Source organism: Sporosarcina sp. ZBG7A, from assembly GCF_000813425.1.
Lineage (GTDB): Bacteria > Bacillota > Bacilli > Bacillales_A > Planococcaceae > Sporosarcina.
Genome location: NZ_JWIB01000031.1, coordinates 26,134 through 42,796 on the forward strand (window position 1 = coordinate 26,134; position 16,663 = coordinate 42,796).

Below are 16,663 nucleotides of genomic sequence, written 5' to 3' on the forward strand. Positions count from 1 at the left end.
TACCTTGTTGGTATCGGTGTTAAGCAAACACCCCCAACTCCTCTTAATTTCTTTTTAGAGCTTTAATTGGTAAATTCCAAGCTCTGTGGAACTCACTGTGTGCAATGTGTCATAAACTGTTCACAGACAAAATGTACGTATTCGTGGACGCATTCTGATACGATGGATAGGAAAAAGAAAAAAATTAAAGGGGGAAGTTCCTTGGCAACAGATGTGAACGTATTCCTTGCATTCGGCGCGGGATTTTTAAGTTTCGTCTCCCCGTGTGTTTTGCCGCTTTACCCAGCGTTCATTTCCTATATAACGGGAATGTCGATTGAAGACTTGCGCTCAGATAAGAAACGGATGAGCCGAAACGGAATGTTACATACGCTATTTTTCCTTCTTGGATTTTCCATTGTCTTTATCTTCCTTGGATTCGGATCTTCATTTATCGGCCGATTCTTTATCGAGTACATGGATCTTCTTCGGCAAGTAGGTGCCATTTTCATCGTATTATTCGGTTTAATGGTAGTTGGAATTTTCACACCGAAGTTTTTAATGCAAGAACACAAATTACAATTTAAAAATCGACCGTCCGGCTACTTAGGTTCTGCACTCATCGGGCTTGCGTTTTCAGCAGGCTGGCAGCCGTGTATGGGACCAATTATTGGAGCTATCATTGGACTTGCAGCTGCTAATCCAGGTTCTAGTATGCTGTACATGATGACCTACGTCCTTGGATTCGCGATTCCATTCTTCGTGCTCTCATTCTTCGTAACACGGCTTGGATGGATCCGTAAACACAACCAGAAGATCATGCGCATTGGCGGAGCCTTTATGATCGTCTTCGGTATCGTATTATTCTTTGACGGCATGACGTACTTAATCAGCTTACTCAGTCCGATTTTTGGGGATTTCCAAGGTTTTTGACCATCAAGGAGGATTGAACAATGAACGAAGTTATGTCTTTTAAAGCATGGCAAGAACTTTTAACACAACAAGAAGCGATGCTATTATTCGTGAAAACAGATCATTGTTCTGTATGTGATGGGCTGTATCCACAAGTGGAAGTGCTTACTGAACAGTATCCATTTCCTTTCTATTATGTGAATGTCGCAAAAGTGCCGGAAATGGCAGGGCAGCTTTCTCTGTTTACAGCGCCTGTGGTACTGTTATTCAAGCAAGGAAAAGAAACAGCTCGGTTTGCACGATTTGTTCCGATGGAGCAACTTCACAAACGGTTGGAGGAACTGAAGGAGGCGACGGACAGATGAGTCAACTGCAGGAACTGATTGATACGGTTTTCACTAAGATTCCGTCTGTCTATTTAATTATCGGCTCAACTGTTGTATTTTTCTTCATGGGAGTCTTAGGGTTCATCGTCCGTTCTAAAGCAGCCGAACGCCCGATTTCACCGATACGTATTGTGCTACCACCGCTGTTCATGTCTTCGGGGATGCTTATGTTTTTGTTTACACAATTCCAAGTTCCACGGAGTCAGGTGTTTGAAGCAGCAGCTGTAGGACTGCTCTTTTCAACGATTTTGATTGCAACGACAAGTTTTGAGCAGAAAAATGGTCTATTGTTCGTCAAGCGTTCAAAAGCATTCATCGTCATTTTGGCGAGCTTACTTATCTTCCGTCTGGTGGCTAAACTGATCCTCAGTAGCTCCATCGACGTGGGGGAACTCGCTGGTATGTTCTTCATCCTTGCATTTGCGATGATTGTCCCTTGGCGTATCGGTATGCTCATTAAATATAACAACCTAAAAAAAAGAGAGAGACTCACGGTCAAATGACCAGGTCTCTCTCTTTTTGCGTTAAAAAAGGTGCTCATATGGTGTCATGTCGACATCCATAGTCGTGAGTTTCTTGCGTAAAAATTTGTGGTCGCGTTTCGGCGTCGCCACGATGTACCCTCGTATGATGTGATCGAATTCGATCGTCTTCGCACGCTCATCTAAAGCGATTTGGCCAATACGACCGGCAATCTTCTGTTTTGCAACTGGACGGAATAGCTCGGGAACCGGCTGAACGAGCTCATTCAACAGCCCCTTCGCTTCTTTATTCCATAGGTGAAGCGAACGATCCACATAGTACTCTTCCCAGTCCAATGTCGACTTGCCATCTTCCTTCGGGAACACTTTAAGGAACTTGCGGAACATGAAAAATCCACCTATCGCAAACAAACCGATTAAGACAATACACCAAAATACAATAAACCAGATAAACCAGCCTGGCATAATACGTTCACCTCTTTAAGACTCTCTATGCTATCAATTGTACCCGTAAACTTAAAAACTTTCACGAACATTGTATCCTTTTCTGCAAGTTTCGTCTATCTAGACTGTGAAAGGAGGGGAACGCACATGGCAGCAGTACTCGAGTTTCAAACAGCAGTCGGCAAGATTTTCTTCAATGCAGGCTCAACACCCGATGGACGTCTGATCCGCAAGTCAAAGAGCTACCGTTTCGTCGAACAAAATGCAACACCGGCTAACTTACAGCTGGCACTGGCATCACTTGGACAACTTTCATCAATGACCGTCATGTCTTATGAAAAAATCGTCACATCCGAAATCACAGACTAACTAACCGAAAAGGAGGAATTCACAAATGGCACTCACACTTCAACTCGTATTCAAGAAGTCAGATGGAAAGGATTTTGTCTTAACAGTCGACGAACCGCGTCCAGGGATTACACCGACGGAAGTCCAAACCGCAATGGAGCAAATTATTGCTTCCGGTGTCTTTAAAAAAGACGGAGACGTTCTCACGGCTGTGAAAAGCGCCCGAATTATCGATCGCTCGACGAACGATCTAATCAGCAGCAAATAATAAGAAAAAAGTTGGTAAGCCGGTCCCTTGTCAGCTGACAGGGACCGGCTTTTAAAAACTTTAAGGCACGACTTTCTGTTGTTCACAGCACAAGAATCTACATTTAAAGGAGGCGAATGTGATGGAACAATTGTTGGAACAAACGATGGGGTTCATCCAAGAGGTCGGCTTTCCAGTTTTTGTTTCCTTCTATCTGCTCCACCGCCTAGAAGTGAAACTCGAAGCGATTCATGGGGCTCTTGTCACTCTAAAAGTGAAGTAGGCTTCACATAACCGACAAAGAAACGCCAAACAACCTGGGAATCCGTGCTTGTTTGGCGTTTGTCTGTTCGATATGATAAGGTAAATGCAGAGAGTTTGGGGGAAGAGTGATGAAGAAAAAAGTACTAGTTTTTGGCGTATTCATGATGGCACTTGTATTAAGTGCTTGTTCGGGTGGGTTTAAAGCAGATCATAATTATAGCATCGAACCCTTCGAGTTTACGAACCAAGACAACGAGTCTGTCGCATTGGATGATTTGAAAGGTGAGATTTGGTTAGCACAGTTTGTCTTCACGACCTGTACGAGTGTCTGTCCACCTATGATGTCCAATATGTCGGAGCTCCAGAAGAAATTAATCGACAAAGATGTAGAAGACTACAAAATTGTTTCTTTCAGCGTAGATCCTGAAGTAGACACACCAGAAAAATTAGGTGCATACTTAGAAGGTTTCAGTGTTCCAGATCCATCAAAATGGGAGATGCTCACTGGATACACAATGGCAGACATCAACGATCTTGCAGTAAAATCATTTAAAATGCCAGTCATCGACGATCCGAACACTGACCAAGTCGTTCACGGTTCCAGATTCGGGCTGGTCAACAAGGAAGGTAAGGTCGTCAAATTGTATCCTGGATACGAAGACGTTCCATACGATACCATCGTGTCGGATATGAAAGCCCTTAGCAAACAAGACTAAACCGCAGAGAAAGGAGAGGGACGAGTGAAGAAAAAGAAACGCAGCTTATCTGCGAAAGGCAAGTTTGTCATGATGGCGCTGCTCATTCCCGTTTCAGTCGTCCTGTTCTCCTTGACTGCAATTATTTGGACAAGCCTTCGTCACCCGGAAGTCATTCAAAAATCCGCCAGTACGTTGATGGACTTGCATGATCGTCATGGCGGTCTGACAATTCCGGATGAGTACATTCCCATCTATAAGTCAGCAGCGGAAGAATACAACATTCCGTGGACGCTACTTGCTGCACACCATCGGGTGGAAACACGTTTTTCCACTATGAAAACAATGGTTTCTCCGACTGGAGCAGAAGGGCACATGCAATTCATGCCTTGTACGTTTGTCGGCTGGGGCTATCCTGGCTGTAAGGATTTAGGAAAAGGAAATATTCCCGAAGAGGATAAGACCAACCCTGATATTATTGCAAAATATGGAGGATATGGGGTAGATGGAAATGGTGATGGAATTGCCGATCCTTACAACTTGGAAGATGCCATCTTTAGCGCCGCTAACTACCTAGCACAAAGCGGGGCGGCAGATGGACAAATAGAGAAGGCCATTTTCCACTACAACCATAGTGATAAATACGTAGAAGACGTACTTTGGTTTTTTGATGAATACGAAGCACAACAAACTCAGAAAGCCCAAAAGTAAAAGGACTCCGCAATTGCGAAGTCCTTTTTTGTTATGCTGCTTTACGCATAGCTTTCATAATTAGGCTGACAATAAAGACAAGAATGACAGCACCTAGAATCGCTGGTACGAGATAGAAATCCGAAACTTTAGGTCCCCAAGAGCCGAGTAGCATTCCGCCAACCCATGCACCTACGATACCTGCAATAATGTTACCAATAATTCCGCCTGGGATATCTTTCCCTAAAATAAGGCCAGCAAGCCAACCGATAATTCCGCCGATGATTAAGAACCAAATGAAACTCATTTGAAATCCTCTCCTTTTTTTAATATAGTATGTCTGTTCTAGTAAGTATAATAACCGTAAATGACCTACTTGAAACATATTAACTGCAAATGTTCATACTAAATGATCGGATTTCGCAAAAACTTATCGAATAATGGTGGCACCGAGTGTGTTTTCAAAATGACGCATTGCCCACTCATGTCCAACAGTGTCAAAACTTGCAACACCATGCTCATGGATTGCCATGGTAAATCCTTTATTGTAAGCATCTACAGAAGTATGCAAAATGCAAATATCTGTACAGACGCCTACTAAGTGGATTTCTTGAATACCACGAGCACGTAACCAAATTTCAAGTTCTGTTCCTGCGAATGCACTGTATCGGGTTTTATCCATCCAGTGGATCGATTTTCGGTTGTCTTCATATAGTTGTTTTAATGATCCAAACGGTTCTCTTCCAGCAGTTCCACGTAGGTTATGTGGAGGGAATAGACGTGATTCCGGGTGATACGGATCGTTTTCGTCATGAACGTCCACTGCAAAGACAACAGCTTCATCTTGGTCGATAAACTCCTTGGTCAATTGCTCGATATACCCTTCTAGTGCAATTCCGGGTGCCCCACACGTCAATGCTCCATCTTCTGCTACAAAATCTTCAGTGTAGTCAATAACCAGTAACGCTTTCTTCACATCCAACACGTCCTCTCCATATTCTGATTCCATTATGCACAGACTGGCAAAAATATGCACCTAATCGTCTTTTGTACTGTCTATCGTGTTTCCTTATGGATTACTATAAATTTAATGTAATTTACTTATAGACTTTGCTGTTATATGATGGAGTAGAGAAAAGATGCTTATTTATAGAGCCTTTTCAGTACGTAAAGGAGGAATTCAGCAATGACAAAGAGCAATTTTCACAACAGCCGCTCCTCGTTTGATCTGAACGGTAAAAAGTATAACTACTACCGCATTGGAGCGATTGAAGAAGCGGGTATTGCAAAGGTCTCAAGATTGCCTTACTCGATCAAAGTACTATTAGAATCTGTCCTACGCCAACACGACGGATATGTCATCCAAGACAATCATGTAAACAACCTGGCAAAATGGGGCAAGGACGCTGATGCGGATGCGGAAGTACCATTCAAACCATCACGCGTTATCTTGCAAGACTTCACTGGTGTACCAGTTGTTGTCGATTTGGCATCTCTTCGTTCTGCAATGGCAGAAATGGGTGGAGATCCGGATAAGATCAACCCCGAAATTCCTGTAGACCTCGTTATTGACCACTCGGTTCAAGTTGACAGCTACGGAACATCAGATGCTCTACAGAAAAACATGGAACTTGAATTTGAGCGGAATGCTGAGCGTTACCAGTTCTTGAGCTGGGCACAAAAAGCATACGACAACTATCGCGCGGTTCCGCCAGCAACTGGTATCGTTCACCAAGTTAACCTTGAGTACTTGGCGAGTGTTGTCCATGAGATTGAAAACGAAGATGGATCATTCGAAACGTATCCAGATACGTTAGTCGGAACAGACTCCCACACAACAATGATTAACGGAATCGGCGTACTCGGATGGGGCGTTGGCGGAATTGAAGCTGAAGCAGGAATGCTTGGACAGCCTTCTTACTTCCCAATTCCACAAGTTATCGGTGTTAAGTTGACTGGTGAACTTCCAAACGGAACAACTGCAACTGACCTCGCACTAAAAGTGACGCAAACATTGCGTGCACATGGTGTAGTTGGTAAGTTTGTTGAGTTCTTTGGACCAGGCGTACCACAATTACCACTTGCTGACCGTGCAACGATCGCTAACATGGCACCTGAATACGGCGCAACATGTGGATTCTTCCCAGTTGATGAAGAATCACTCAACTATATGCGTCTAACAGGCCGCGATGCGGATCATATCGCTGTCGTGAAAAAGTACTTGCAAGAAAACGACATGTTCTTCACAACGGACAAAGAAGACCCAATCTACACTGAAGTCATCGAAATCGATTTGACTGAAGTAGAAGCGAACCTTGCTGGACCTAAACGTCCACAAGACATGATTCCACTTTCTGACATGAAGCGTGAATTCAATGATGCAGTTGTCGCACCTGAAGGCAACCAAGGATTCGGACTTACGCCGAAAGAAATGAAGAAGAGTGGCACAATCGAGTTCGCAAATGGTACGAAAATGGAGATGAAAACGGGCGATCTAGCGATTGCAGCGATCACTTCATGTACGAATACATCGAATCCATACGTAATGCTCGGTGCTGGACTCGTCGCTCAAAAAGCGGTTGAGCTTGGGTTAACACCACCTGCATACGTGAAAACTTCACTTGCACCAGGTTCAAAAGTTGTTACAGGTTACTTGCAAGACTCTGGTCTTGATAAGTACCTCGACCAAATCGGATTCAACACAGTTGGATACGGATGTACAACATGTATCGGTAACTCTGGTCCATTGCTTCCAGAAATCGAGAAGACAATTGGCGAAAACGACTTGCTCGTTTCATCTGTTCTCTCGGGTAACCGAAACTTTGAAGGACGAATCCATCCTTACGTGAAAGCGAACTACTTGGCTTCACCGCCACTAGTTGTTGCGTATGCACTTGCTGGAACAGTGGATATCGACTTCAAAAAAGAACCAATTGGTAAATCTAAAGACGGCAAAGATGTATTCTTCAAAGACATCTGGCCATCAACAGAAGAAGTTAAAGCAATGATCGAAAAAACGGTCACTCCTGAACTCTTCCGTAAAGAATATGCACGTGTATTCTCTGAAAACGAAGCGTGGAATGCAATCGAAACAACTGACGATGCATTGTATGATTTCGATGAGAACTCAACATATATTCAAAACCCACCATTCTTCGAGGGTCTTTCAAAAGAGCCTGAAGATATCGGTGCATTGAATGACTTGCGTGTTGTTGGTAAATTTGGCGACTCAATTACGACGGACCACATTTCACCAGCTGGAGCAATCGGTAAAGATACACCTGCAGGCCTCTACCTACGTGCAAACGGCGTAGAGCCACGTTTCTTCAACTCATATGGTTCACGTCGTGGTAACCACGAAGTAATGATGCGTGGTACGTTTGCGAATATCCGTATCCGTAACCAAATCGCAAAAGGTACAGAAGGTGGCTACACAACTTACTGGCCAAACAAAGAAATCATGCCAATCTATGACGCTTGCATGAAGTACCAAGAACAAGGTACTGGACTTGCGATCATTGCTGGTAAAGATTATGGAATGGGCTCTTCACGTGACTGGGCTGCTAAAGGGACATCTCTTCTTGGCATCAAGACAGTCATCGCAGAAAGCTACGAGCGGATTCACCGTTCAAACCTTGTGATGATGGGTGTTCTTCCACTTCAGTTCGTTAACGGACAAAGTGCAGCATCTCTTGGATTAACAGGAGAAGAAGCAATCAGCGTGAATATCGCTGAAGGCGTTAAGCCACGCGACATCTTGAAAGTGACTGCTACTGCTGCAGATGGCACTGTAACGGAATTCGATGCGCTAGCGCGTTTCGATTCAGAAGTCGAAATCGACTACTACCGTCACGGCGGCATTCTTCAAATGGTACTTCGCAACAAGATGTTAGAAAAGTAATCCCCATAACCCCTCTTGCTGATTCATTTCAGTAAGAGGGGTTTTTTCGGTTCGTTAAGACTGCTATTTTTAGTCGGTTTTTGTATAATTGTCTAGGTAGAAGAGGTGACAGGACATGTTTATCAGCGAGAAGGAAATTGAAATTCGATATGCAGAGACCGACCAGATGGGCGTTGTCTATCATGCGAATTATTTAGTTTGGATGGAAATCGGACGAACTCAGCTCATCGAGGATCTCGGATTCACGTATGCAGGGCTCGAAGCCGACGGGTATTTATCGCCAGTAACAGATCTATCCATCAAGTACAAGGCAGCAATGCGGTATGGCGGGACAGCTACTGTACGTACATGGATTGAATCCCATGGAAAGTTACGCACAACCTATGGCTATGAAATCTTGCATGCTGATGGGAAAGTGGCGGCGACTGCGACCTCGGAACACGTAGTTGTACGAAAAGACACATTCCGACCGGTTTCGCTACGGAAAATAGACCCCGCGTGGGATGCAAAGTATGTCGAAATCGCAAAAAGAGTCGATTGATCGGAGAAAAAGGCTTCCTGGAATGCTCAGGAAGCCTTTTTCTATGGGGATGTGGCGGTGGGGAAGCATAAAGTGACCATAAATTTGTGATTCTGCTCATATATCCCAGAATGTGATCATAACTTTGTGATTTCGCTCATAAATCCCGAATTGTGATCATAAATCCGCGATTCTGCTCATATATCCCAGAATGTGATCATAACCCCGCGATTCCGCTCATAAATCTCAGAATGTGATCATAAACCCACAAATCCCACTCCCATATCAAATCACTCACCAATCATAACCACAAAAAAACACCTCGCAGTCCTAATCGAGGTGTTTGAAAAGTAACAAATGCCGGTGACAAGCCATCAAGAACATATGTACGAGCTATTAAAATATGTTATACTTAATGATGTACTAGAATAGCACGAGCTCATAGGCGGTTCGCAGATCTGCAATCCCAATTTCCTGAAAGAAACGTATCAGGAAACGGGAGGAGGTGATGCGTATGACACCATTTGAAGCACTGAGTCTCATGATCGGCTTTGGAAGTCTGATCGTGGCCATTCTTGCTTTGTCATATACTTTTTCAAGAAAAAAGTAAACCGCCCATGAGCCTCCAAGCAATGGAGCGGTTTACTTCGCACTATGCGATTCGCCTTTGAAGCGAACGCTATTCTATTACAAGGCCGAGAAGATCATCACATCTTCTTGGTCTTTTTACAATATCCATTTTTCAAGACTATTATACCAAAAGAAGAATTGTCTGTCTAGTTAGGCGAAACAACGAGTCATCCATTTCACTTACTCCGACTTCACATAATCGTACTGCAATTCTCCAAGATCTTCATTCACACCAACCTGCAAATCATGCCCATCAAAGTACCACAGATCACGAGTTTCGATGTAGTAGCGGACATCATCCGAAATGGTTTCTACCGCCACTTCATCCGGTTGTTCACGGATAACGCCTAATGAAAATCCTTCATGCAGCGGGCTGCTACCGCCGTACCTTGCGAAAAATCGTATGGAATCCCCAGCTTCAACGTCCATTTCTTCATCAAACCACTGAGTTGCTTCGTTTGAAATGCGTATATTCATATTTGAAAACCCGCCTTCCTATGATGCCTTTGATTATATTACAACCAATTCACTTTTGGCTCAGTTCCTGCTTTGATCCGTGCTATATTTGCCCTGTGGCGGTAGAAGATGAACACGCCCATCAAGACAATCACCAGCTCCAAATAGATATCCCCTGTAATGAAATAATAAATAATCCCATAAATTGCACCCATCACTGCGACAATCATCGACGTGAGCGAGACCATCTTTGTAATTTTCAGCGCAAGCAAGAAAGTGAGTATGGCCAACACAAATATTGGCCAACTGTAACCAAGTAATACGCCGCCTGAAGTTGCAACGGCTTTACCGCCTTTAAACTTCGCAAAAACAGGGTACATATGACCAATCACAGCCACGACACCCACGATTAACGAATGAACGTGTGTATCGGCAAAATAGGGTAGAGATACTAGCAATACAGCAGCTGTTCCCTTTAAAATATCAAACACAGTAACAGCGATTCCGGCTTTTTTGCCGAGAACACGAAATGTATTAGTCGCTCCCATATTTCCGCTACCGTGTTCTCGGATATCTGTTTTATAAAACAGTTTTCCAATCCAAAGCGCAGATGGGATAGAGCCGATTAAATATGCGAGTACCAGTAATAAAATGATTTCCATGACATGCCCCTTCGTGAAAAATTATGTATCTCTTTCATTTTAGCAGAACCGGTACTGAACGACAATTGCGGATAAATCTGATGAGGCCAGTCATTGCAATAAAAGGCTTTCTTCTATACAATTATTTAAGCAAAGCGCTGACGTGTCTTGTTGACATGATAAAAATGGCGACGTATCATTAGATAAATAAGAACATTTGTTTGATGGAGGTTTCATCTTGACGAAACAAAAAGAATTGAATGTGTATAATGATGATTCAATCCAAGTGCTTGAAGGCTTGGAAGCAGTACGTAAACGGCCGGGTATGTATATCGGTTCGACGGATGCAAGAGGATTGCATCACCTCGTATTTGAAATCGTAGATAATGCGGTGGATGAAGCACTAAGTGGATTCGGATCTGAAATAAATGTCACGATCCACTCTGACAACAGCATTAGCGTACGAGATTACGGACGAGGCATGCCAACAGGTACCCATAAAACAGGGAAACCTACAACAGAAATTATATTGACTGTCTTACACGCTGGCGGTAAGTTCGGCCAAGGTGGCTATAAAACGAGTGGTGGGCTTCACGGTGTTGGTGCATCTGTCGTAAATGCACTTTCTGAATGGCTGGACGTCATTATTCACCGAGACGGGCAGATTTTCAAACAACGTTTTGAACACGGTGGAAAACCCGCGACAGGGCTTGAAGTCATCGGGAAAACGAAGGAAACCGGTACGCTGATTCACTTCAAACCCGATCCGACGATTTTTTCAACGACTAAATATCAATATGATATTCTCGCAGAACGGTTGCGAGAGTCCGCATTCCTGTTAAAAGGATTGAAGATTGTCTTAACAGAAGAAAGTACAGAAAAAACCGAGACATTTCATTATGAAACTGGCATTAAAGCCTTCGTTTCGTACTTGAATGAAGAAAAAGACACGCTTCATGAAGTCGGTTATCTTGAAGGCGAGACCGATGGACTTGAAGTGGAGTTTGCGTTCCAATTTAACGATGGCTATTCAGAGACCATCCTTTCGTTTGTTAACAACGTCCGTACAAAAGATGGCGGAACACACGAAACCGGAGCAAAAACGGCCATGACCCGTGTATTCAATGAATATGCGAGGAAAACGGGTTTATTAAAAGAAAAAGACAAAAATTTGGATGGCTCTGATATCCGGGAAGGAATCGCAGCCATCGTTTCTGTGCGGATTCCTGAAGAAATTTTGCAGTTTGAAGGCCAAACAAAAGGCAAGCTCGGGACAAGTGAAGCACGAACTATCACAGATGCTGTCATTTCACAGCATTTGCTGTATTTCTTAGAAGAAAACGCGGAATTGAGCGCAAACCTGATCCGCAAGGCTGTACGTGCACACCAGGCGCGCGAGGCCGCTCGTAAAGCGCGGGAAGACGCGCGTTCAGGTAAGAAGCGAAAGAAAGGCGACACACTCCTTTCCGGCAAGCTGACGCCTGCTCAATCTAGAAATGCAAAAAAGAACGAATTGTACCTTGTCGAGGGTGATTCTGCTGGCGGTTCTGCTAAGCAAGGGCGCGATCGGACATTCCAAGCAATCTTGCCGCTACGTGGTAAGGTCATCAATACGGAAAAAGCGAAACTCGAAGACATTATGAAAAACGAGGAAATCAATACAATCATCCATGCTATTGGTGCGGGTGTTGGTGCTGATTTCACGATTGAAGACGCAGCATACGACAAAGTCATTATTATGACCGATGCTGATACAGATGGCGCGCACATCCAAGTACTGCTATTGACGTTCTTCTACCGCTATATGAAACCGCTAATTGAAGCTGGTAAAGTATTCATTGCATTACCTCCACTTTATAAAGTGTCTAAAGGAATCGGTAAAAAAGAAAAAGTCGAGTATGCATGGACAGAACGTGATCTTGGCGCCGCTACGAACAAAATCGGTAAAGGCTATATGCTTCAGCGCTATAAAGGTTTAGGAGAGATGAACGCAGGACAGTTATGGGATACGACCATGAATCCTGATACACGGACACTCATCCGAGTTACGATTGAAGATGGTGCCCAGTCTGAGCGAAGAGTCACAACATTGATGGGAGACAAAGTTGAACCCCGTCGCCGTTGGATTGAAAGCAATGTTGACTTCAGCCTGGAAGAAGGAAGCACCATATTAGAGAACGAATTCCTGCATGTTGAGGAGGAAGTGGAATGACCGCAACAGAACGCTTTCAGGACCTCCCGTTAGAGGAAGTCATCGGCGATCGTTTTGGCCGATACAGTAAATATATTATTCAAGATCGCGCATTACCTGATGCAAGGGACGGGTTAAAACCTGTACAACGACGTATTTTGTACGCAATGTACAATGAAGGCAACACACACGAAAAAGCGTTCCGTAAATCCGCCAAAACGGTAGGTAACGTAATCGGTAACTACCATCCACACGGAGATACATCCGTATACGAAGCAATGGTACGGATGAGTCAGGACTGGAAATTGCGTCATATGATGATTGAAATGCATGGTAATAACGGTTCAGTTGACGGCGATTCAGCCGCTGCGATGCGTTATACAGAAGCACGACTGTCATCGATTGCAGGTGAAATGTTACGGGATCTCAACAAAGAAACTGTGGATTTCATCCCAAACTTTGACGATACCGAGCCGGAACCAACTGTGTTGCCTGCACGTTTCCCGAACTTGCTCGTCAATGGATCTACAGGGATTTCAGCAGGATATGCAACCGACATCCCACCGCATGCATTGCATGAAGCGATTGATGCAGTCCTTATGAGAATGGACAACCCAGAAGCGACAGTCGATGAACTGATGACTGTTTTAAAAGGGCCAGATTTCCCGACAGGCGGAATCATTCAAGGTACAGATGGCATCAAAGCTGCATATGAAACGGGAAAAGGACGGGTCATTGTCCGTTCCAAAACTGAAATTGAACAGTTGAAAGCTGGTAAATCTCAGATTGTCATCACGGAAATCCCTTATGACGTCAACAAAGCCAATCTTGTGAAAAAGATGGATGAACTACGCGTTGATCGTAAGCTTGATGGGATAGCAGAAGTACGCGACGAATCTGACCGTACCGGACTCCGTATTGTTATTGAACTTAAAAAAGACATTGATGGCGAGCCGATTTTGAAATACATGTTGAAAAACTCCGACCTCCAAGTCGCATATAACTTCAATATGGTCGCGATTTCGGATAGACGTCCAAAGCTGATGTCTTTAGCGATGCTTCTTGATGCGTATATCGAGCATCAGAAAGAAGTCGTCACTCGACGTTCTGAGTACGATGTGCGCAAAGCTAAAGATCGTCTACATATCGTAGAAGGTTTGATGAAAGCCTTATCTATTTTGGATGAGGTCATTCAGACAATACGTAGCTCGAATGATAAACGTGACGCGAAGAACAATTTGATCACTCGATTTGACTTCTCAGAAATTCAAGCCGAAGCGATTGTTTCTTTGCAGCTGTATCGTCTGACAAATACAGACATTACAGAGTTGAAACAGGAACAAGACGAGTTGCGTAAGCTGGTTGAAGATCTCAACGCGATTTTAAACAGTCCAGCTAAGCTATCCCGTTTGATCCAGAAAGAATTACACGATGTCCGCAAGCGTTTCGCAGAACCTCGGAATTCTGTCATCGAAGAAAAGATCGAAGAATTGAAAGTCGATCTTGATATTCTGATTCCTAGTGAGGAAGTAGTCGTTTCTGTCACAAAAGAGGGCTATGTGAAGCGAACAGGATTGCGTTCTTATGGAGCATCTAATGGTTCAGGAATGGCTATGAAAGAGTCCGACTATCCTATACTCGAGCGTACGATGAATACACAGCATCACTTATTGTTGTTCACGTCACTTGGGAACTATATTTATCAGCCAGTTCATGAGTTGCCAGATATTAAATGGCGGGACCTTGGGCAGCATATTTCAAGTATTGTATCGCTCGAGCCGAGTGAATCGATTGTGGCGGCGATTGGGCTGGAACAATTCGATGACATTCACTCCATATTGACGGTGACAGCTAACGGATTTGTGAAACTATCCAAATTGGCTGACTTCCACGTTCAGCGCTATGGACGTGCATACAAAGGCATGAACGTTAAAAAAGGCGACAGACTACTAGATGCTCGCATCGTAAAAGGCAGTGAAGATGCAGTCCTAGTGACGCATCAGGCATACATTTTACGTTTCCCACTCAGTGATGTCGGTACGACTGGCGTTCGAACGGGCGGCGTGAAAGGTATCAACTTAAAACCTGAAGACCAAGTCATTTCCATGGAAGTCATTACAGATAGTTCAGCATCAATTGTTGTTGCAACACAACGAGGTACCGTAAAACGCACGGCATTAAAGGAAATTGAAGTCGGTTCACGTGCACAACGTGGATTAATGATTTTAAAAGAGCTGAAAAAGAACCCATATCGAGTGATCGGTGCTAAGATCACGGGATCTGCTGAAAAACTTATTCTTACAACAGTAAAAGATATTAAAACTGAAATTGAGCCGAATAGCCTGAGATTATCAGATCGCCAATCAAATGGAAGCGCAATGTCAGATGAGACGAAAAACGGGGCAGCGAGCCGGCTGTACTATGAACCTACCGCCAAAACCGATAAACCAACATCTAAATAACTGGAAATTGATGAAAAGCACACGAGATTCTGAGAATTCTCGTGTGCTTTTTGCATTTCTATCGTATACTAATTCGGAAAGCGAATTATCTAGTAGGAAAGTGGGAAGGTGTATGTGGAAAAATCGCAATGTTTGGATCATTCTTTCCGGTGAATTGATTGCAGGTATTGGTCTGTGGACCGGTATCATCGGAAATTTGGAGTTTATGCAAGAAAAAATCCCTTCTGACTTTGTCAAAGCCCTGATTCTATCAGTCGGGCTCTTGGCGGGAATACTCGTAGGTCCCTTAGCAGGTAAAATCATTGATCAACAAGCTAAGAAGCGCATATTAGTTCTAGCAGGGGCTGGACGTCTCATCAGTGTCGTCTTCATGCTTATCGCAATTGCAACAGGCTCTGTGTGGTGGATGATTGCATTTGTTGTCACCATTCAACTCGCAGCAACGTTTTACTTTCCAGCCTTACAAGCGGCCATTCCGCTCGTTGTGAAGGACGACGACCTACTGACTATGAATGGGATGCACATGAACGTAGCGACCATTGCACGTGTCTCAGGGACTGCATTAGCAGGTGTCATCTTAGTCTACTGGTCGTTATCGTCCCTTTATTGGATTTCAATCGTTGCTTATGGCTTATTACTCGTCTTCACATTCATGCTACGCATTGATGAAGGGGAGGGGACAGAGGCTGTTGTTAAAACGGAAGGCGCTAAAGGCGGTTTCATGGAGGTCTTTCCAGTACTAAAAGCGTATCCTGCAGTCGGAATGACGCTAGTGATGACATTGATTCCGTTATTATTTTTAGGCTCATTTAATTTAATTGTCATCAATATTAGTGAAATTCAAGATTCAGCATCCATAAAAGGACTAATTTACACGTGTGAAGGAATCGCATTCATGATCGGTTCATTTGCAGTAAAACGAATTGCATTGAAATGGCGAACTACGATGATCTTATTTTTCTTTGCAAGTATGGTGGCAGTTGCAGAATTCCTGTTATTCTTCGCACAAAGCCAGTTAGCAACGTTGGCAGCATTTACAGTCCTAGGATTCAGTCTAGGATGTTTTTTCCCAACAGCTATGGTGATTTTCCAGAAACAGATGCCAAAAGCGTACCACGGGAGATTTTTCTCATTCCGGAATATGTTAGAGCGAGTCGTGTTCCAAGTAGTTTTACTAGCGACCGGGGCGTTCCTGGATATTGTTGGACTGCAAGTAATGGTCATCGTATTTGGAGTGATCAGCATCAGTTTGACGACAGTATTTTTCTTGCAAATGAAACAACGTAAGATTCAGTTGGAAGAGCCAGTGGCTGCGGATGCAATCATTCCAGTCAAAAGCGTTTAAGTGCACGTAAACTAAATAGAAACCACAATAAAACGCGACTTAAGCAAAAAAAGTCGCGTTTTATAAATTC

19 protein-coding genes are annotated in these 16,663 nt (G+C 43.7%); 14 read left to right on the top strand and 5 right to left on the bottom strand.

What is annotated here, in order from left to right; translation table 11 throughout:
• Window positions 1-201 precede the first annotated feature (201 nt).
• The 3 genes from RL70_RS11200 to RL70_RS11210 are packed head-to-tail and all read left to right on the top strand — an operon-like array spanning window position 202 to window position 1,780.
• Window positions 202-912 carry a cytochrome c biogenesis CcdA family protein gene (locus RL70_RS11200; protein WP_039043487.1) on the top strand — a complete coding sequence of 237 codons (711 nt, stop codon included), beginning with the start codon at window positions 202-204 and terminating at the stop codon, window positions 910-912.
• Window positions 913-932: 20 nt separating this feature from the next.
• Window positions 933-1,256: a thioredoxin family protein gene (locus RL70_RS11205; RefSeq protein WP_039043488.1), complete on the top strand. Its 324-nt coding sequence runs from the start codon at window positions 933-935 to the stop codon at window positions 1,254-1,256.
• Complete coding sequence (locus RL70_RS11210) at window positions 1,253-1,780, top strand: CcdC family protein (protein WP_039043489.1); 528 nt, start codon at window positions 1,253-1,255, stop codon at window positions 1,778-1,780. The genes RL70_RS11205 and RL70_RS11210 overlap by 4 nt, the downstream gene beginning before the upstream one ends.
• A 21-nt stretch (window positions 1,781-1,801) precedes the next feature.
• Here RL70_RS11210 and RL70_RS11215 read toward each other — a convergent pair whose 3' ends face one another.
• Window positions 1,802-2,224, bottom strand: coding sequence for a DUF2621 domain-containing protein (locus tag RL70_RS11215; RefSeq protein WP_039043490.1), 423 nt, complete (start codon window positions 2,222-2,224; stop codon window positions 1,802-1,804).
• 126 nt (window positions 2,225-2,350) lie between these two features.
• Between RL70_RS11215 and RL70_RS11220 the strand changes: the two genes are divergently transcribed.
• The 5 genes from RL70_RS11220 to RL70_RS11235 all read left to right on the top strand — a co-directional run bounded on the left by RL70_RS11220 (window position 2,351) and on the right by RL70_RS11235 (window position 4,468).
• Window positions 2,351-2,572, top strand: a complete 222-nt coding sequence (locus RL70_RS11220; RefSeq protein ID WP_039043491.1) for a hypothetical protein — start codon at window positions 2,351-2,353, stop codon at window positions 2,570-2,572.
• Window positions 2,573-2,597: 25 nt separating this feature from the next.
• Window positions 2,598-2,819, top strand: a complete 222-nt coding sequence (locus RL70_RS11225; RefSeq protein ID WP_039043492.1) for a DUF2922 domain-containing protein — start codon at window positions 2,598-2,600, stop codon at window positions 2,817-2,819.
• Window positions 2,820-2,940: 121 nt separating this feature from the next.
• Window positions 2,941-3,081 (top strand): YvrJ family protein, encoded by a 141-nt coding sequence (locus RL70_RS17590; RefSeq protein ID WP_369795222.1) that lies wholly within the window; start codon window positions 2,941-2,943, stop codon window positions 3,079-3,081.
• A 109-nt stretch (window positions 3,082-3,190) separates the two neighbouring features.
• On the top strand, window positions 3,191-3,778 hold the full coding sequence (locus RL70_RS11230) for an SCO family protein (RefSeq protein WP_039043493.1): 588 nt from the start codon (window positions 3,191-3,193) through the stop codon (window positions 3,776-3,778).
• 24 nt (window positions 3,779-3,802) lie between these two features.
• Complete coding sequence (locus RL70_RS11235) at window positions 3,803-4,468, top strand: lytic transglycosylase domain-containing protein (RefSeq protein WP_039043494.1); 666 nt, start codon at window positions 3,803-3,805, stop codon at window positions 4,466-4,468.
• Between the two features lie 31 nt (window positions 4,469-4,499).
• On the opposite strand, the gene RL70_RS11240 is transcribed toward RL70_RS11235, so the two are convergent.
• The gene (locus RL70_RS11240; protein ID WP_039043495.1) at window positions 4,500-4,754 is read right to left on the bottom strand and encodes a GlsB/YeaQ/YmgE family stress response membrane protein; all 255 of its coding nucleotides are present in this window, start codon (window positions 4,752-4,754) and stop codon (window positions 4,500-4,502) included.
• 123 nt (window positions 4,755-4,877) lie between these two features.
• Entirely contained in the window at window positions 4,878-5,423 is a 546-nt protein-coding gene (locus RL70_RS11245) for a cysteine hydrolase family protein (RefSeq protein WP_039043572.1), read from the bottom strand.
• Window positions 5,424-5,633: 210 nt separating this feature from the next.
• Between RL70_RS11245 and acnA the strand changes: the two genes are divergently transcribed.
• The 3 genes from acnA (at window position 5,634) to RL70_RS18225 (ending at window position 9,478) form a co-directional block, all read left to right on the top strand.
• Entirely contained in the window at window positions 5,634-8,348 is a 2,715-nt protein-coding gene (gene acnA / locus RL70_RS11250) for an aconitate hydratase AcnA (protein WP_039043496.1), read from the top strand.
• A 115-nt stretch (window positions 8,349-8,463) separates the two neighbouring features.
• Window positions 8,464-8,889, top strand: a complete 426-nt coding sequence (locus tag RL70_RS11255; protein ID WP_039043497.1) for a thioesterase family protein — start codon at window positions 8,464-8,466, stop codon at window positions 8,887-8,889.
• A 493-nt stretch (window positions 8,890-9,382) separates the two neighbouring features.
• Window positions 9,383-9,478 (top strand): putative holin-like toxin, encoded by a 96-nt coding sequence (locus tag RL70_RS18225; RefSeq protein WP_231567266.1) that lies wholly within the window; start codon window positions 9,383-9,385, stop codon window positions 9,476-9,478.
• A gap of 200 nt (window positions 9,479-9,678) precedes the next feature.
• Here the strand turns inward: RL70_RS18225 and RL70_RS11260 are convergent, their stop codons facing one another.
• A complete protein-coding gene (locus tag RL70_RS11260; protein ID WP_039043498.1) occupies window positions 9,679-9,975 on the bottom strand; it encodes a HesB/YadR/YfhF family protein in 297 nt (98 codons plus the stop codon).
• Between the two features lie 38 nt (window positions 9,976-10,013).
• Window positions 10,014-10,616: a glycerol-3-phosphate 1-O-acyltransferase PlsY gene (plsY, locus tag RL70_RS11265; protein WP_025784510.1), complete on the bottom strand. Its 603-nt coding sequence runs from the start codon at window positions 10,614-10,616 to the stop codon at window positions 10,014-10,016.
• Window positions 10,617-10,833: 217 nt separating this feature from the next.
• Between plsY and parE the strand changes: the two genes are divergently transcribed.
• From parE to RL70_RS11280, 3 genes are all read left to right on the top strand, one after another.
• Complete coding sequence (parE, locus tag RL70_RS11270; RefSeq protein WP_039043499.1) at window positions 10,834-12,807, top strand: DNA topoisomerase IV subunit B; 1,974 nt, start codon at window positions 10,834-10,836, stop codon at window positions 12,805-12,807.
• On the top strand, window positions 12,804-15,248 hold the full coding sequence (gene parC, locus RL70_RS11275; RefSeq protein WP_039043500.1) for a DNA topoisomerase IV subunit A: 2,445 nt from the start codon (window positions 12,804-12,806) through the stop codon (window positions 15,246-15,248). Before parE ends, parC begins: the two co-directional genes overlap by 4 nt.
• 112 nt (window positions 15,249-15,360) lie before the next feature.
• Window positions 15,361-16,593: an MFS transporter gene (locus RL70_RS11280; RefSeq protein WP_039043501.1), complete on the top strand. Its 1,233-nt coding sequence runs from the start codon at window positions 15,361-15,363 to the stop codon at window positions 16,591-16,593.
• Window positions 16,594-16,663 lie beyond the last annotated feature (70 nt).

Excerpts from the sequence above, each read along its gene's own strand:
- RL70_RS11255 (WP_039043497.1), top strand. The coding sequence starts at position 8,464 with ATGTTTATCAGCGAGAAGGAAATTGAAATTCGATATGCAGAGACCGAC.
- RL70_RS11215 (WP_039043490.1), bottom strand. The coding sequence starts at position 2,224 with ATGCCAGGCTGGTTTATCTGGTTTATTGTATTTTGGTGTATTGTCTTA.
- RL70_RS17590 (WP_369795222.1), top strand. The coding sequence starts at position 2,941 with ATGGAACAATTGTTGGAACAAACGATGGGGTTCATCCAAGAGGTCGGC.
- RL70_RS11230 (WP_039043493.1), top strand. The coding sequence starts at position 3,191 with ATGAAGAAAAAAGTACTAGTTTTTGGCGTATTCATGATGGCACTTGTA.
- plsY (WP_025784510.1), bottom strand. The coding sequence starts at position 10,616 with ATGGAAATCATTTTATTACTGGTACTCGCATATTTAATCGGCTCTATC.
- parC (WP_039043500.1), top strand. The coding sequence starts at position 12,804 with ATGACCGCAACAGAACGCTTTCAGGACCTCCCGTTAGAGGAAGTCATC.
- RL70_RS11220 (WP_039043491.1), top strand. The coding sequence starts at position 2,351 with ATGGCAGCAGTACTCGAGTTTCAAACAGCAGTCGGCAAGATTTTCTTC.
- RL70_RS18225 (WP_231567266.1), top strand. The coding sequence starts at position 9,383 with ATGACACCATTTGAAGCACTGAGTCTCATGATCGGCTTTGGAAGTCTG.
- acnA (WP_039043496.1), top strand. The coding sequence starts at position 5,634 with ATGACAAAGAGCAATTTTCACAACAGCCGCTCCTCGTTTGATCTGAAC.
- RL70_RS11240 (WP_039043495.1), bottom strand. The coding sequence starts at position 4,754 with ATGAGTTTCATTTGGTTCTTAATCATCGGCGGAATTATCGGTTGGCTT.
- RL70_RS11280 (WP_039043501.1), top strand. The coding sequence starts at position 15,361 with ATGTGGAAAAATCGCAATGTTTGGATCATTCTTTCCGGTGAATTGATT.
- RL70_RS11225 (WP_039043492.1), top strand. The coding sequence starts at position 2,598 with ATGGCACTCACACTTCAACTCGTATTCAAGAAGTCAGATGGAAAGGAT.
- RL70_RS11210 (WP_039043489.1), top strand. The coding sequence starts at position 1,253 with ATGAGTCAACTGCAGGAACTGATTGATACGGTTTTCACTAAGATTCCG.
- RL70_RS11205 (WP_039043488.1), top strand. The coding sequence starts at position 933 with ATGAACGAAGTTATGTCTTTTAAAGCATGGCAAGAACTTTTAACACAA.
- RL70_RS11260 (WP_039043498.1), bottom strand. The coding sequence starts at position 9,975 with ATGAATATACGCATTTCAAACGAAGCAACTCAGTGGTTTGATGAAGAA.